Consider the following 16,283-nt stretch of genomic DNA (forward strand, 5'->3'; position numbering starts at 1 on the left):
ATGCTGCCGGCGCCGAACCTGGACGACAGGACCTTCCAAGGGCTGGTGGACGAAGCTAAACGGCTGGTCCAACGGCGTTGCCCCGAATGGACCGACCACAACGTCTCGGACCCGGGGGTCACGCTGATCGAGGCTTTCGCCCAGATGGTCGACCAGCTGATCTACCGGCTCAACCGGGTCCCGGACCTGAACTACGTCAAGTTCCTCGAGCTGATCGGGGTGGAACTACGTCCGCCGGCCGCCGCCCGTGGTGGGGTGACGTTCTGGTTGTCCGCGCCCCAGCCGCAGCGGGTCCTGGTCCGGGCCGGTACGGAGATCGCGACGCCGCGCACAGACATCCACGAGCCGATCGTCTTCACGACGACCCAGGATCTGGAGGTCATCCCGTGCTCGTTCGCCCACGCCGGTGCCATGCCGGTCGACGGACCGCCGGTAGACATGACCACGGCCATGTCAGGCAGGGAAGGGTTTCCTTGTTTTTCGGAGCATCCGACCCCTGGCGACGCGTTGCTGATCGGCCTCAGTGAGGCGGTCCCGTCCTGCGCGGTGACGATCAGGTTGACCTGCCCCGTCTCCGGTAGCGGCGTCGATCCGCGGCATCCACCTCTGGTCTGGGAAGCGTGGACCGGGTCCGGCTGGACCGAATGCGATCTTGACAAGGACGACACCGGTGGACTGAACAAGGCCGGCGATGTGGTTGTCCACGTCCCGCCGCAGCACGAGACCTCGATCGTTGCCCGCCAGCGGGCCGGCTGGATCCGGTGCCGGTTGCTCCCGGTCGACGAGGGCCGGCCGACGTACAAGAATTCGCCACGGATCCTGTCTGCCTCCGCCTTCACCATCGGGGGCACGGTCCGGATGATGCACGCGGAGGTGATCCGGCACGAGCTGCTCGGCCGCTCCGACGGGACGCCCGCGCAGCGGTTCGCGCTGAAGCGGCATCCGGTGGTGCCGTCCGAGGAACCCTGCACGGTCGAGGTGACCGATGAGGACGGGGTCGAGACCTGGGAGCCGGTGACGAGCTTCGCCGACTCGACCGAGAGAGATCGACACTTCCGGATCGACGCGTTCTCCGGTGGTGTCCAGTTCGGCCCCGCGGTACGGACTGCCGACGGGCGACTTCAGCAGTACGGAGCAACGCCCCCCTCGGGCACCAGCATCGCGATCTCCTCGTACCGGACCGGCGGCGGCCGGCGCGGGAACGTCGCCCGCGGCCAGGTCCGGGTGCTGAAGACGAGCGTCCCGTACGTCGCCCGGGTCGAGAACCGCGCGCCGGCCATCGGTGGAGCGGATGCGGAGACTCTGGACGAGGCCAAGGTCCGCGGGCCGATGCTGCTCAGGTCGCGGGGCCGCGCCGTCACCGTGGAGGACTTCGAGGAGCTCGCTCGCGAGGTCGCACCGGATGCGGCCCGGGTGCACTGCGTCCCGGCGACGGAGGCTGCCGACGCTGGTGGGATCCGCGTCCTCGTCGTACCGCACGTGTCGGGTGATGTCGTTGGACGGATCCGCCGGAACGACCTGATCCCTCCCGAGGGAACGCTGGAGCGGATCACCCAGACCCTGGACGAGCGTCGCCTGGTCGGCACGAGATTGCTGGTGGCGCCGCCGGAGTACGTCGGGCTGACGGCGGTGGTCGACGTGAGCGCGCGGTCCAGATTCCAGCCGGAGGAAGTGAAGGAGGGCGTGCTGAAGGCCCTGTACGACCTGCTGCACCCGTTGACGGGCGGCCCCGATGGGACCGGCTGGCCGTTCGGGAGATCGGTGCAGTCGCACGAGGTCCACGCCGCACTGGCACGGATCCCGGGAGTCGACATGGCCCAGGAGATCAGCGTGGCGCTGTTCCCCGCGGACCCGGTCACCGGACGGCGGTCGGCACCCGTGCAGCGGCTGGACCTGCCGGCCACGGCACTCGTCTTCTCCTACGAGCACCAAGTGCGGGTGCGCTGATGCGCGGGGCACTGGGAGAGCTGCCGAGCCCGCACCCGTTCGGGGAGTCGCTACCGGCGATCTACCGCACGGACCAGTTCACCCAGCAGTTGTGTGCGAGCTTCGACGACGTGCTCGCGCCGGTGATCAGCGCGCTCGACAACCTGCCCGCGTACTTGGACCTCAGCACTGCGCCCGAGGACATGCTGCCCTGGCTGGCGCATTGGATCGGGCTGGCGGTGGATCGCGGTGACGACCCTGTTCGGCAGCGGGAGCTGCTGCGGTCGACCAGCGAACTGCACGGCCGGCAAGGGACGCGGCTCGGCATCGAGTTGGCGATCAGCGCAGTACTGGGCGTGCGGACGGAGGTGGTCGAGACCGGTGGTGCCAGCTGGTCCGTCGACCCCAACGACCCGTTGCCGGGAGAGGCGCGGCCCGCGGTCGTAGTACAGGTGTTTCCGGTGGCGGGGCAGGAGATCGACGAGGAACGGTTGAAGGAAGCGGTGGCGGCACTCAAGCCTGCACACGTGATCCATCGCGTACAGGTCGTACCCGCGGACTGACGGGACCTGCCAGCTCTGCACAGATCCGGGCGTGCTCCCGGCGGGTAGCCGCTGCAGCGGTCGGATCGCCTTGCTCCTCTTGCAAATCGGCCAGGAGAAGCCAGGAGGAGTCCCGCAGCGGGTCGAGGTCGACCGCACGATGTGCCGCTCGCAGTGCCTGGGCATCGGTGGCCAGACCAGCAACCTGTACTGCGGCGTCGGCCGCGGCCAGGCGGTAGCGATCCCGCTCGGCCAACACCCACTCCGCGGCGCCTACCTCGGGCAGCAACTCGCCTGCGTACAGGTCGAGCACTCCCGACCAGTCCGCCAGCGTGCCGGATCGCCTGGCTCGCCGAAGCCTGGTCTCGAATTCGGCGAGATCGATCCAGGTGCCGGAGAGAACCAGTCGATAGGCATCGCCGTTGCGCTGGACAGCCTGGTCGCCCAGTCCGGCTGCGGCCAGGCTCTGCCGCACGTTGGACGCGGCCACCTGCAGCCGATGGGGACCGGCCTCGGCAGGCGCGTCCGGCCACAACGCGTCGATCAGCCGCTCGCGGTGGAGATCCTTGCCCTGGTGGATGGCCAGCAACAGCAGCAGCGCTCGCGCCCTCGGACGCAAGGGCGGCCAGACGACCGGCTTTCCGTTCAGGACCACCTCGAACCCACCAAGAGTCCGCAGCACACAACCGCTTCGCTCGGGTGCGGTGCTCGGCGGGACAGCGGGTGCGACGTCGTTCGTGCTGTTGCCCTCGTCGGCCAGCTGGCGGGCGTGGTCGAGGAGTTGGTAGGCGCCGGTCACGGCCGCTGAGCGGATGAGGGCTTCCGCCCCTTTCAGCTGGACAGCCGTGTCCGGATGTCGAAGCCTCGCCATCGCGACGGCCCCGAGGGTCAAGGCCCAGGCCTGGAGCGCGCGGGCCTCGAGGCCCGCGGCCGCCGTCGCTGCCCGCCGGAGCCACTCGATCGCGCCCTCGTTCTGGCCGGCCTTCAGTTGCGCCGTCCCGATGAAGATTGCCATCAGCAACGACCCCCAGCGGTCGCCGTCCCGGGTGCAGTCCTCGACCAGCGAGGCGCAACCGTCCGGCCGCCAGTCCTCGGGTCGCGTCGCCAACAGGACAGCGGCCTGCAACCCGCGGGCGATCCGGGCCAGCCAGGGGAGTTCCTCCAGCTCGGCCGAGAGCGCGATCTCTTCCAGCGGCACTTCCGCGTGCGACCAGTTCCCCACCGCGAGGTCCGTGACGACGACAGCGATCGCGGCCCACAACCGCCCCGCCTGTCGCATCGCGGGGTCCGCCGCCACTGGCATCAAACTCTCCCGGGCCAGGTCGAACCGTCCACCCAGCAAGGCGATCGTCCCTGCCGCCAGTGGATCGCCCGGAGCCGCCTGCAGGCCAGGACCCAGTCCGGGCAACCGTCTGGTCGCTTGTCGGATCACCTGCCCAGTACGCCGTACGGGTGTTGCTTGCGCGGGTGGTTGCGTCATCCAGACCTCAGCCTGCGCACGTTCGTCAGCGCAGCGGGCCTGGAACTCGGGGTCGTCCAGCAGCGCCTCTGCATCCCGATAGGCAGCGGCAGCGGCATCGACCGCACCGGACCGGAACAGCCGTCTGGCCCGGGCCAACGCGAGCCAGGGATCGTCGTCCGGCAGGCCCGACCGGGTGACCCAGTCGTGCGCGACCGTGTTTCCTTGCTGCAGCAACCGCGCCACCGAAGCCCAGTCATCAGCCAGTGCGTGTGCTCGCATCGCCTCGCGCGGATGCCCGGCCTTCTCCAGCAGGTCCCCGCTGCGCGAGTGGATCTCCCGCGACGCCGCCGCACCCAACTCGTCGATCAGCAAGCCTTCCAAGTGCGTCTGCAGCACCTGGTGATACCTGTACGTCGAGCCGTCGTCCGTGGAGGTCGTGAAGAACTGCAGCGTCTCCAGCTCCTCCAGCACCGCCGCACTGCCGGTCTGCTCCAGCAACTCATCACAGAGCGGCCCGGTGAGTCGGCCGAGCGCACTGGTGATCAGCAGGAACTTCCGCCGCTCAGGAGCCAACCCGGCGAGCACATTGCGAGTCAGGTAGGCGCGCACCAACCGCGACCGGCCACCGAGCTCGGTCGCGGCCCGGATCCGCTCAGTGCTGGACTTGCCCATCGTGGCCAGGTGGAACAGCTGCAACCCGGCAGCCCACCCGCCCGTACGACGGGTCAGCGCGGCCGCCGCTTCAGGCGACAGGGGCTGCCGATACACCGACCGGAACAACTCCTCGACCTCCCAGGAGCGGAAGCGCAGATCGTCGCTGTCCAGCTCCAGCAGGTCCCCGGACACGATCAGCCGCGGTGTGTTCAAGGCAAGTGGCCGCCGTGATCCGAGCAGCAACCGCAGATGCCGTGGCCGGAACTCGAGGAACCGCTCCAGCGCTGCTTCGGCCGGGCTGCCGGCCAGCTCGTGGACGTCGTCGACGATCAGCTGGGCAGGCGAAGGCACGCCGCCTTCGGTGGCGACGATGAGCTGGTCGACTGTGGTGGAAGGAGCCAGTGCGTTCGGCAGCACCACCGACAGAGCCTCGGTCACGTGCTGGACGAGAGCATCCTCGGATCGGTCTTCTGGTCTGGCCCGGTACCAGGCAGTCGGCCGGAGCGGAGTAGCGGCAACCTGCCCGAGCAGCGTTGTCTTGCCCGAGCCGGCCGGTGCCAGCAGCAGACAGACGCTGGGGCCCGATTCGTCGAGCAGCGGACGTTCCAAGCGGTCGCGGGACAGGCCGGATGGCTCCGGTCGACGGACCTTCTCCCTGAACACCACTGAACCCACTGCAAGCCCCCCGGCGTGACAGACGTCAGGATTCAGTGTGAAGCACCATCGGGGGTCCCGCCCAGCCCATCAGGCCCATCGATTCCACCGACTCCTTGGTCCAGGCCGTCGAGGCCGGCCGCCGTGCCGCCCACTCCGTCGCCCGCGCCTGCCCCGAGTTCGCCGCCCAGTCCGCTCTTCAGCGGATCGGAACCGAACTGCACCTCGAGCCCGTCACCGAGGCCGTCGCCGTCCGAGTCGAGCATCGTCGGCTTCGTCCCCAGCGACAGTTCCGTGTTGTCGGACAGGCCGTCGAGGTCGGTGTCCGCGCTCTTCGGATTGAGGCCCGCCTTGGTCTCGTACGTGTCCGTCAGCCCGTCGTGGTCGGTGTCCACCACCCCGTTCCGGATCACCTCGGCGAACTGGCCCTGGCCGCCGACTCCGGCGACGCCCGGGATCTTGCCGGGGTCGCTGCCCGCGGAGACCTCGAACGGATCGGACAGCCCGTCCTTGTCGGTGTCCGCGACCAACGGGTCGGTGTGCGACTTGATCGCCTCGAACGCGTCCGGCAACCCGTCCTTGTCCGTGTCGGCCGAGGCCGGATCGGTCCCGGCGAGCTTCTCGAAGGCATCGGTGAGGCCGTCTTTGTCGGTGTCCGGGGGAGCCGTCATCGCCGTACCGAGGTCGATCTGGTCGTACGGGTTGGTTGCGGCAAGGGTCGCGACCGGCATCGAGCTGGCGGCCGGGTTCGCGAGTGGCGCCGGCGACGAGTCCAGCCCGGGGATCACCCCGGCGTAGTTGAACCGGTTGTGTGCGGTGAACTCGCCCACGCCGTACTTCGTGCCCTTGGCCTCGATCGTCCGCCCATCGCCAAGGCTGATCGCGACGTGCGCCCTCGAAGGCCGGCCGCCACCTGGAGTGGGCTCGTTCGAGAAGTAGAACAGCAGCGCGCCCTTGGTGTGCATCGCTTGGTCGACCGGGATCAGCGCGTCCTGCTTCTTCAGATCCAGGTACTGGTACATCGCGCCGTCCGGGATCTCCACCCCGGCCTGGTGCGCGGCCCACTTGGTCAGCTCGGAGCAGTCGAACTTCTCCGGATCCGGATCGCTCAGGTTGGCACGGACTCCGAAGACGTACTGATCGCCCTTCTGTGCCAGGGCTTCATCGACGAACCGCCCCACCTTGGTGTTCCCACCGGGTGCCGCCGCGGGCGCACCAGCAGCCTGCAGCGTCTGTACTACGGGTTGCGGGGCGACGGTCTGTACAGCGGGTTGCATGGCGACGGTCTGCGTCGTACCGGCCGGCTGCGTCGCGGGGATCACCCCGTCGCCGCTGTCGGCGTGCTGCGGATCCGATCCGTACTGCACCTCGATCTGGTCCGACAGCCCGTCGTTGTCGCTGTCCCACTTCAGCGGATCGCTGCCGAGCGTCGCCTCGGTGCTGTCCGACAAGCTGTCCAGATCGCTGTCGGCCAGCTTCGGATTCGAATGGCTGACGGCGATCTCGTACCCGTCGGCGAGCCCGTCGTGGTCGGTGTCGGCCAGCTTCAACCCGGTCCCGGCGGACCGCTCGAACGCATCCGTCAGACCATCGCGGTCGGTGTCCAGTTGCATCCCGACCGTCTGTCCGGCATCGATCCGGTCGTACGACGTGGCCAGCAGTCCGGCCGGCTGCAGGGGACCGTTCGCGGACGGTAGGGGAGGAGGCAGTTGCGAGCCGTAGCCGCCGACTCCACGGCCGTCGCCCTGCACACCGGTGACGGCTTCCACCTTGTCCAGATAGGTGCGGTAGTCGGCCGCGGTGCCCTTGTTGGAGTCATGGGTGGTCGTCCACGGCCGCATGTCCTTGCCGTGGTGCGAGATGTCGTACGCCGCCCTGGCGTTGTTCAGCGGGTCGTTCAGATCGCCGTACTTCGTGCCGCGGCTGCCGTCGGAGGCGACGTTGATCTGCCACAGCCCCATGGAGTGCTCGCCCCGGTCGTTGAGCGCGCCCGTCCGGCCACCCGATTCGGCCATGGCGATAGCGGTCCACGTCGTCGCCTGCTGCGGCGTGAACCCCGCGGACAGTGCGGCGTTGTAGATCTCCCCGATCGACAATTTGGCCATCAGAACCCCCTGTTCCGATCCTGCCTTCATTCTAGTGCCCTGCACTGAGTACTTGCCCTACGCTGAGTGAACCGTCGGGCTATCCGGGGTGGGGAATGGGCTATCGGCTGGGCGTAGATCTGGGGACGACTTTCACTGCCGCCGCGATGCGCAACGGCGGTCCGCCAAGCATGCTCGGACTCGGCAACCGCGCGCTGCAGATCCCGTCCGTGCTCTACCTGCAGGAGGACGGACAGTTCCTGGTCGGCGAGGCCGCCGAGCGCCGTGGCGCCACCGACCCGGCCCGGGTGGTCCGGGAGTTCAAGCGGCGCATCGGCGACCCGATCCCGTTGATGGTGGCCGGTACACCGTTCTCGGCGCAGGCCTTGTCCGCCCGGCTGCTGACTTCGGTGGTCGCGACCGCCACCGAGCGCCGGGGCGCGGCACCGGACGAGATCGTGCTGACCTACCCCGCCAACTGGGGCGCGTACAAACGCGAACTCGTCGACCAGGTGATCTCGCTCGCCGACGTCGGGCCCACCATCACCTGCCCCGAGCCGCAGGCCGCCGCGATCCAGTACGCCGCGCGGGCGCAGCTCCAGCCCGGCGACCGGGTAGCCGTCTACGACCTCGGCGGCGGCACCTTCGACGTGTGTGTGCTGGAGAAGACCGGTAGCGGATTCACCATCCTCGGCACTCCCGAAGGCATCGAGCAGCTCGGCGGCATCGACTTCGACGAAGCGGTCTTCCAACACGTCGTCGGTGCGCTCGGCCCGGCCCTGGAGCAGCTCGATCTCGACAGCCCGGAGGGGCGGGCCGCTCTGACGAGGCTGCGCCGGGAGTGCGTCGAGGCGAAGGAAGCCTTGTCGGTCGACGTGGACACGGTGATCCCGGTGACGCTGCCGGGTCGCAGTACGTCGGTGCGCCTCACACGTGCCGAGTTGGAGACCTTGATCGCCCCCGCGCTCGAGCAGACCGTCGAGGCGACCGGCCGGGCTCTGCGCGCGGCCGGGACAGCGAGCGAACAGCTGACCGCGATCGTCCTGGTCGGCGGTAGCTCCCGGATCCCGCTGGTCAGCCATCTGCTGCAGTCCCGCTTCGCCACGCCGACGGCGCTGGACACCCACCCCAAGCACGACATCGCCCTGGGCGCGGTGCAGTTCTCGGACGTGGCCGAAGCAACGACCGCGCCGCTGGCAGCAGTCGGCTCGACGACCGGCACAGCAGCCGGTACCGCGCCCGGCCTGCTCCCGAAGCCGGCCAGGCAGCCGCTGTCGGCCCAGGCCAAGCGCCGCATCGCCGTGGCGGCCGGAGGGTTGGCACTGGTCGCGATCGGCGCCGTGGTGGGAGTGCAACTGCTCACCGGCGATCCCTCCGGTGCCGCCGCGACGAGCGGGGGCCAGCCGCCACCGACCATGTCGGCTCCGGCGAGCGTGACGGCGACCTCGGCTCCGACCACGGCACCCCCCGCGCTGAAGGTTCTGCCGGTCGCGCCGGTTCCACTGAGCGCCTCCGAGCTGGTCATCCCGTTGAAGACCCCGGAGGGCGAGCGGCTATTTCTCGCTGATGCGACGGACCCCGACAAGCAGACCAAGCTCAGCAACGGGCCGGGCACCGACTCTGGGCCTGCCCTGTCGCCCGATCGGCGGTCGATGATCTACATGCACGCGACGGCGCCGGCCAAGGGCATCCCGTGGGTCTCCGGGACGGATGGCAGCGGAGCGCGGCCGTTGTTCCAGAAGCTGCCCACCCAGTGCGCGGATGGCATCACCCGGCCGGCCTGGAACGCCAAGGACCCGACGCAGCTCGTCCTGGCCTGCTTCGTGGGCAAGACCACCGGGTTGTACCTGGTCAACACCGACGGCAAGGTCCTCCGCACCCTCTTCACCGCCAGCGGAGAAGGCGTCGGGGTCAGCGATCCCGCTGTCTCCCCGGACGGTACCCGGGTCGTCTTCCAGGGCCAGCGGATTCCCGGCATCGGGACGTTCGTGATGGCGATGGCCGGCAAGGACAAGCCGGTCCAGTTGACGTCCGGCGCCGATGCCGATCCGGTCTGGTCGCCGACCGCGCCCGGAGTCGTCGCCTACCGGCACGCGATCACGGCGAATTCGTGGGCGATCGTCCTGGTGAACGCGGACCGGGCGGCGGTTCCCTGTGCCGGGCTGGTTCGGTCCAACGAACTAGGCGGCGGCAATCAATGTCAGGTGACCGACGGCAGCACGCTTGACCAGGATCCGACCTGGTCGCCGACGGGGGATCAGATCGCCTTCAAGCGCAACGTCGATGCGGGGACCGGCATCTACGTCACGGCAGCCAGCGGCAAGGGCGACGCCAGGCCGATCTGGTCGAACAGCCCGGGCAGCCAGAATGCACCGGCCTGGACGACCCGCTGAGGCGAACCCGGTACGGCGGACCCGCTGCGTGCGGACCCGGTTCGGCGGATCAGCCGAGTGAGCTGGCGGGTTCGTAGGTCGGGCAGGCCGCGTTCGTGTAGGCCTGCTGCGTCTTCGGTGCGAGGCAGAGGTCTAGAGCACCCTCGGACGTCGAGCTGGGGCCGAGGTAGACGACCCAGGCATCGCTGACCGCTACTCCGCTGCTGCTCGCCAGCCCTGGGTATTGTCCCTTCGCCCACAAAGCCTTGGCCGGTACGCCTTCTGCGATCAGCTTGGCCGCCAGGTTCTTGGCCAGCGTGTCCGCCTCCAGACCGGCGTCGGTCGGGTAGGTGTCGAGGACGGCGATCCACTGGCCGCGCTTGAAGACAGGTGACACCGGGCCGGTGTTCGGCGGGGCCGCGGACTTCGTGGTCGGTGGAGGCTTCCGGTCGGCCTTGGCGGTGCTGGCCGCCGGCGCCGGTTTCGCGCTCTGCTTCGGCGGCGCCGAGACGGGGGTCGAGGCCGCGGGCAGGGGTGGCAGGGTCTCGTCAGCCGGAGGGGACGAGGACGTGCCGTTGGTGATGATGAAAGCAAAAGTCGCGACCATCGCGGCACCCGCGACGATCGCGGCTCCGACCGCGCTGTGGGACCTGTTCGATTTCTTCCGCGCCGCACGGGCGGCCGCGCGACCCTCGGGAATGTGCTCGGGCCGGCTTGCGTGCGAGGCCCGGTTGGGTGCTCTCCGGTGATCGACGGGTGTCACGACAAAGGCCCTCCCCAAAGTCCTCTGAGCGGATATCGCGGTCAGCATAAGCCGATCCGGCAATAAAGTGAGCGCTCTTCAGGTGACGGGAATCCCTTGTGAAACAATTGATTGCGCACCGGAGGCGGGTTGCGACTATCCGCTGCCAAGCAGTCGTTTGAATATCACTGCGGGCATTTGCGCAGACACGTTCCGAATTAGGTTCCGGACGGAATGCCTTCGGTTCGTGGCGTCGGCCGGGTGTCGAGACAGTCGTCGAGCCAGGACTCGACGTCGACCTCGGCGTTCAGGATGTGGTTCACGTACGCCGCCCGCTCGTGGCTGAGCACCTCCAGCTCCCAGACGCAGGGCGCGACGCCGATCGGCGCCGGGCGCAGATCGTCCACGTCGATACCGCTGAAGATGCTCAGCCGCGACTGGAAGTCCTTCGCCCAGCTCTGCACGACCAGGTAGATCCCGTCGTCACCGAGGTGCAGGATCACCACGGCCAGGCCGAGCGCGCCCATCGCGTCGTCGAACTCCAGCTGGCGGGCGGCGGCGGCCCGCGCCAGCCCCACCATCTGGTCGTCCCAGGATCGTCCTCGTGCGGTGATCACGTACGGCTTCACCAGCCGGCCCGGGAACCGCCAGGGCATCAACGGAGTGACCGGCCGAGGTCGGTAGGCCTCGGCCAGTCCCGTCAGAGCCACCGCGGAACGGCCCGCTAACGAGGGATCCGAGCCCATCAGCCGACCGCGTCGCGCCGCTGAGCCTCCAGGGCACGCTCGAGATCGGCGCGCGCCTCCCCGACGTACCGGAGGGTCGGGGCGTCGACTGCCTCGGCCTCGCTGTCGAGCCAGCCGGTCAGCGCCTCCAGAGTGGCGGCCTCGGGCAGGTTGCGTGGGGACAGGTAGACGAGCACGTTCTCGCCCATCGAGGAACCGAGCCGGGTGTAGACGTCCTTGGCGGCGCTCAGGTACTTGCCGACGTACGGGCGGAGCAGCTCCTCCTGGCCCGGCTGCTGGAAGCCCAGGATGGTGCGGAACTGCGTCTCGTTCGGGGTGTCCTCGGACTCCACCGCGATTCGCCAGGCGTCGGCCTTGGCCTCGGCGGTCGGCCGGGCCGCGCGCGCCTGGGCGGCCCGCTCCTGCCCGGTGATGGTGGTGTCGTGGGTGAGCTCGTCCTCGATCGCGTCCGCGTCGACTCGGCCCAGCCGTGCCAGTGCCACGATCAGCGTCCAGCGCAGGTCGGTGTCGACCACCAGGCCCGGCGGTAGGCCGTTGCCCTCGAGCCAGCCGGTCAGTCGGTCCGCACCCGTGTCGGAGAAGACGCCGGCGATGTACGCCCTGGCGAAGGCGAGCTGGTGGTCGCTGCCCGCCTCGGCGTCGGCGAGCAGGTCGGCCAGCGTCTGCTCGTACGACGCGCGCAGCTCGGCGCGGTTCTCCGGCGCCGCGTAGCTGTTGATCGCGGAGGTGGCCTGCCCGAGCAGCGCGCGGACCGCCGTCAGGTCGGTCTCGGCACGGATGCCCTTCAGCACGATCCCGACGTACTGGCTGGCCGGCATCTCGGAGTCGCGGGTCATGTCCCACGCCGCACCCCAGGCCAGCGCGCGGGCGAGCGAGTCCTTCAGTTGGTCGATCGAGTCGACCAGGGTCTCGCGGGACCGCTCGTCCAGCCGGATCTTGGCGTAGGTGAGGTCGTCGTCGTTCAGCAGCACCAGGTCGGGCTGGGTCGCGCCGACCAGTTCGGCGAGCTCGGTGCGCGGGCCGTCGATGTCGACCTCGAACCGCTCGGTCCGGACCAGGCCGTCATCGGTCTTGCGGTACAGGCCGACCGCGAGCCGGTGCGGCCGCAGCGTCGGGAAGGCCGGCGCCGCGGTCTGCTCGATCGCGAAGTTGGTGAACGCGCCGGCGACGTCGACGCTGAAGTCGGTCCGCAGCGTGTTCACCCCGGCGGTCCGCAGCCAGCGCTCGGTCCAGTCGTCCAGGTCGCGCCCGGACGCCTTCTCCAGCGGCTTCAGCAGGTCGGTCAGCTCGGTGTTGCCGAACGCGTGGTCGGCGAAGTACTCCTTCAGCGCACTGATGAAGGTGTCCTCACCGACGAACGCGACCAGTTGGCGCAGCGTGGACGCGCCCTTGGCGTAGGTGATGCCGTCGAAGTTCACCTCGACCGCGTGGAAGTCGACCATGTCCGCGGCGATCGGGTGCGTCGAGGGCAGCTGGTCCTGCCGGTAGGCCCAGTTCTTCCGCGCGTTGCAGAAGGTGGTCCAGGCGTCCGGGTACTTCGTCGTCGCGACCGCCTGGGCCCAGTGGCTGGCCCATTCGGCGAAGGACTCGTTCAGCCACAGGTCGTCCCACCAGGTCATCGTGACCAGGTCGCCGAACCACATGTGGGCGAGCTCGTGCAGCACGGTGTTCGCCCGCGACTCCAGCTCCGCGTGGGTGGTGCGGCTGCGGAACAGGTACTCGTCCCGCAGCGTCACGCAGCCCGCGTTCTCCATCGCGCCCATGTTGTACTCCGGCACGAAGGCCTGGTCGTACTTGGCGAACGGGTACGGCGTACCGAAGGCGCGCTCGAACAGCTCGAAGCCCTGCTTGGTCACCTCGAACAGGTCCTCGGTGTCCAGCGCGTCCTTCAGCGACGGCCGGCAGAGCAGGGACAGCGGGTAGCTGCCGTTCGGCCCGTCGTAGGAGTCGGTGACCACGTGGTACGGGCCGGCGACGACGGCGGTGATGTACGTCGAGATCGGCTGCGTCGGCGCGAACTCCCAGCGGGCCAGGTCCTCGCCGTTCTCACCCTTGTACGGCGTGGGCTCGGGGGTCGGGGCGTTCGAGATGACCACCCAGCGGGCGGGTGCGGAGACGCTGAAGGTGAAGGGTGCCTTGAGGTCGGGCTGCTCGAAGGTGGTGAACACGCGGCGCGCGTCCGGCACCTCGAACTGGGTGTAGAGGTAGGTCTCCTTGTCGGCCGGGTCGACCGAGCGGTGTAGCCCTTCACCGGTGCGCGAGTAGACGCAGTCCGCGACCACCCGGAGCTCGTTGCGCTCCTCGAGACCCTCGAGCTGGATCCGGGCGCCGTCGTACACGGTGTCCGGGTCGAGTGAGCGGCCGTTCAGCGTGACCTCGCGGACGGTGGCCGCGATCAGGTCGGCGAAGGTGCTCGCGCCGGGTTCGGCGCTGAAGCCGAGGGTGGTCGTCGACGCGAACGTCGCGGCTCCGCTCGCGGCCGTGGTCAGGTCGAGCTCGATCGCGTAGCTGACGTCACTGATCAGGCCGGCGCGGGTACGCGCTTCGTTGCGCGTCAGGTTGGTTCCAGGCATGTCGGCATCCTATGCACCTGGATGCTTCGATTGCCGAGGGTTTCCCCGTGACTTCCGAAACGGATATGAAAGCGCATCCATCGGCCCGGGGCCGTTGCCGGATCGTGACGCCGCCACGCCCCGCGGTGACCGAGTTGGTTTCAGTTTGTACGATCGTGCATATGACCGCTCCCGCAGATTTCTGGTTCGATCCGGCCTGCCCTTGGGCCTGGATGACGTCCCGCTGGATGCTCGAGGTCGAGAAGGTCCGCGACGTCAGCACCACCTGGCACGTGATGAGCCTCGCCGTCCTGAACGACGGCCGAGACGAACTCCCCGACGAATACAAGACCTTCCTGGTCAAGGCCTGGGCCCCGGTCCGGGTGCTGATCGCTGCCGAGCAGGCGCACGGCAACGAGGTGCTGCTGCCGCTGTACACCGCGATGGGCCGGCGCATCCACGTCGAGGGCCGGGGCATCCGCGACGGCGCCGACGAGGTGATCGCCGAGTCGCTCGCCGAGGTCGGCCTGCCCGCCTCGCTGATCGAGGCCGCGACCACCGACCGGTACGACGACGCGCTGAAGAAGTCGCACCACGAGGGCATGGACCAGGTCGGCATGGAGGTCGGTACGCCGGTCATCTCGGTCGAGGGCTCCGCGTTCTTCGGCCCGGTCGTCACGCCGGCCCCGAAGGGCGAGGCCGCGGGCAAGCTCTGGGACGGCGTCCGGCTGGTGGCCGGCACCGAGGGCTTCTTCGAGATCAAGCGCACCCGCGACCGCGGCCCGATCTTCGACTGATCCTTCAGCCCGACAAGGGTTGAACGTTCGACCAGCAGCGGCGAAGGTTACTCACCAAGCACATCGTCGGATGGTGAGTAGGTTCCCGAGTGAAGCTCTTGCGTGGCTGTGTCACGGCCGGCGTCGCGGTGTTCGACCGGCAGGCGAACACGTTCACGGACGTGCTGAACCCGGACCTGCAGTTCCGGTCCGCCTCGGTAGTCAAGCTGCTGATCGCGCTGGACTACCTGTGGAACCGCGGCCCGGAGTACGACGTCCCCGCGGCCGACCGGGCCCGGCTGGAAGTGATGCTGCGCAGCAGCGATGACGACGCGGCCAGCTACTACTGGGAGCACCTCGGCGGTGCCGACATCGTCGACCGGATGGTGCCGCGGCTCGGCCTTACCCACACGGCCGGGCCGCCGGCCACCCACCCGGGCTTCTGGGGGTACGTCGCCTTCACGGCGGCCGACACGGTCCGGATCTACCGGTACTTGCTGGACCAGGCTCCGGCGCCGGTGCGCGACTTCGTGATGGGCAACCTGCACCAGGCGACCCGCTTCGGCAGCGACGGGTTCGACCAGTACTTCGGGATCGCGTCGGTGTTCGACCCGGCCTTCAGCATCAAGCAGGGCTGGTCCGGGTTCGCCGGATCGAGCGGGTTCGGCACCGATCGCGCCAAGCCCGTGGCGGCCGGGGTGGACCTGACCCGGGAGGCTCTACACACCACCGGGACCGTCGGTACGGGCGACCGGACGATTGTCGCCGTGTTCACTCTGCATCCGGACGGCACGCCGTACGGTAAGGCGTACACGGACCTGACCCGGCTCACCCGGACCCTGAACGTGCCGGGCGGTGTGATGTCTGCCGGAAGCTGGCTGACCACCACGGGTTCCGGAGTACGGGTGCGGAGTGCTCCGAACACCTCAGGTGCCATCCTCGGCACCCTGCCGTCGGGCGTCGACGTGCTGGTCGCTTGTCAGCGGAAGGGCCAGCTCATCGAGGCGCCGCCGCGTAGTAGCGAGTGGTGGGGGTACCTGCCGAAGTACGGCGGCTACGTCACCAACGTGTACGTCGGCTCGGGTGGCCCCAAGCTCCCCGGCGTCCCGGATTGCTGAAGTGGGTGGAAGACTTCGGCCCATGCGAGTGCACATCGGCTCTGACCATGCCGGCTTCGAACTGAAGAACCACCTGGTCCAGCACCTCACCGGTGCCGGCCACGACGTCGTCGACCACGGCCCGGCCGTGTACGACGCCGTCGACGACTACCCGCCGTTCTGCCTGCGCACGGCCGAGGCCGTGACCAAGGACGAGGGCAGCCTCGGCATCGTGATCGGGGGTTCGGGCAACGGCGAGCAGATCGCCGCGAACAAGGTGAAGGGCGTCCGGGCCGCGCTGGCCTGGAGCACCGAGACCGCCAGGCTCAGCCGCGAGCACAACAACGCGAACGTGGTGAGTGTCGGCGCGCGGATGCACTCCGAGGAGGAGGCGACCGGGTTCGTGGAGACGTTCCTGGCGACCGACTACTCGGGCGAGGCGCGGCACACCCGGCGGATCGAGATGCTGTCCGGCTACGAGGAGACCGGCGAACTGCCGCCCTTGCCGTCGTCCTGATCCTGCTGTTTGCTCCTTTGCTCGTTCTGAGGCTTGTGCTGTTCGGCCGTACGCGGTCTCGAGACATCCCGGGCCCGCATCGACCGGCCGGTCCCCACGACGGCCGGAGTAGGCCCACCGCTCCGGCCCTTGCCTGATGTCACACCCATAAGAGGAATC

Annotated in this window: 11 protein-coding genes; 6 read left to right on the forward strand and 5 right to left on the reverse strand. The window is 69.1% G+C overall.

What is annotated here, in order from left to right; translation table 11 throughout:
* Together ACFPJ1_RS17730 and ACFPJ1_RS17735 are read left to right on the forward strand one after the other, a co-directional pair.
* On the forward strand, positions 1 to 1,947 hold the full coding sequence (locus ACFPJ1_RS17730) for a putative baseplate assembly protein (protein ID WP_380105124.1): 1,947 nt from the start codon (positions 1 to 3) through the stop codon (positions 1,945 to 1,947).
* Positions 1,947 to 2,489, forward strand: a complete 543-nt coding sequence (locus ACFPJ1_RS17735; RefSeq protein ID WP_380105126.1) for a phage tail protein — start codon at positions 1,947 to 1,949, stop codon at positions 2,487 to 2,489. Before ACFPJ1_RS17730 ends, ACFPJ1_RS17735 begins: the two co-directional genes overlap by 1 nt.
* Here the strand turns inward: ACFPJ1_RS17735 and ACFPJ1_RS17740 are convergent.
* Positions 2,440 to 5,247 (reverse strand): winged helix-turn-helix domain-containing protein, encoded by a 2,808-nt coding sequence (locus tag ACFPJ1_RS17740; RefSeq protein WP_380105128.1) that lies wholly within the window; start codon positions 5,245 to 5,247, stop codon positions 2,440 to 2,442. The two genes, ACFPJ1_RS17735 and ACFPJ1_RS17740, sit on opposite strands and share 50 nt — an antisense overlap.
* Positions 5,248 to 5,291: 44 nt before the next feature.
* On the reverse strand, positions 5,292 to 7,343 hold the full coding sequence (locus ACFPJ1_RS17745; protein ID WP_380105129.1) for an NlpC/P60 family protein: 2,052 nt from the start codon (positions 7,341 to 7,343) through the stop codon (positions 5,292 to 5,294).
* A 95-nt stretch (positions 7,344 to 7,438) separates the two neighbouring features.
* On the opposite strand from ACFPJ1_RS17745, the gene ACFPJ1_RS17750 reads away from it, so the two are divergent.
* Positions 7,439 to 9,715: an Hsp70 family protein gene (locus tag ACFPJ1_RS17750; RefSeq protein ID WP_380105131.1), complete on the forward strand. Its 2,277-nt coding sequence runs from the start codon at positions 7,439 to 7,441 to the stop codon at positions 9,713 to 9,715.
* Positions 9,716 to 9,764: 49 nt separating this feature from the next.
* Here the strand turns inward: ACFPJ1_RS17750 and ACFPJ1_RS17755 are convergent, their stop codons facing one another.
* The 3 genes from ACFPJ1_RS17755 to pepN all read right to left on the reverse strand — a co-directional run bounded on the left by ACFPJ1_RS17755 (position 9,765) and on the right by pepN (position 13,755).
* The gene (locus ACFPJ1_RS17755; protein WP_380105132.1) at positions 9,765 to 10,457 is read right to left on the reverse strand and encodes a hypothetical protein; all 693 of its coding nucleotides are present in this window, start codon (positions 10,455 to 10,457) and stop codon (positions 9,765 to 9,767) included.
* 197 nt (positions 10,458 to 10,654) lie between these two features.
* Positions 10,655 to 11,146, reverse strand: a complete 492-nt coding sequence (locus ACFPJ1_RS17760; protein ID WP_380105134.1) for a hypothetical protein — start codon at positions 11,144 to 11,146, stop codon at positions 10,655 to 10,657.
* Positions 11,147 to 11,181: 35 nt separating this feature from the next.
* Positions 11,182 to 13,755 carry an aminopeptidase N gene (gene pepN / locus ACFPJ1_RS17765; protein ID WP_380105136.1) on the reverse strand — a complete coding sequence of 858 codons (2,574 nt, stop codon included), beginning with the start codon at positions 13,753 to 13,755 and terminating at the stop codon, positions 11,182 to 11,184.
* Between the two features lie 161 nt (positions 13,756 to 13,916).
* Here pepN and ACFPJ1_RS17770 point away from each other — a divergent pair, with 161 nt between their 5' ends.
* The 3 genes from ACFPJ1_RS17770 to ACFPJ1_RS17780 all read left to right on the forward strand — a co-directional run bounded on the left by ACFPJ1_RS17770 (position 13,917) and on the right by ACFPJ1_RS17780 (position 16,124).
* Positions 13,917 to 14,531 carry a mycothiol-dependent nitroreductase Rv2466c family protein gene (locus ACFPJ1_RS17770; RefSeq protein ID WP_380105138.1) on the forward strand — a complete coding sequence of 205 codons (615 nt, stop codon included), beginning with the start codon at positions 13,917 to 13,919 and terminating at the stop codon, positions 14,529 to 14,531.
* Between the two features lie 89 nt (positions 14,532 to 14,620).
* Positions 14,621 to 15,628, forward strand: coding sequence for a hypothetical protein (locus ACFPJ1_RS17775; RefSeq protein WP_380105140.1), 1,008 nt, complete (start codon positions 14,621 to 14,623; stop codon positions 15,626 to 15,628).
* 22 nt (positions 15,629 to 15,650) lie between these two features.
* Positions 15,651 to 16,124 (forward strand): ribose-5-phosphate isomerase, encoded by a 474-nt coding sequence (locus tag ACFPJ1_RS17780; RefSeq protein WP_380105142.1) that lies wholly within the window; start codon positions 15,651 to 15,653, stop codon positions 16,122 to 16,124.
* Positions 16,125 to 16,283: the final 159 nt, after the last annotated feature.

This window comes from Kribbella qitaiheensis (assembly GCF_042657745.1).
GTDB classification, from domain to species: domain Bacteria; phylum Actinomycetota; class Actinomycetes; order Propionibacteriales; family Kribbellaceae; genus Kribbella; species Kribbella qitaiheensis.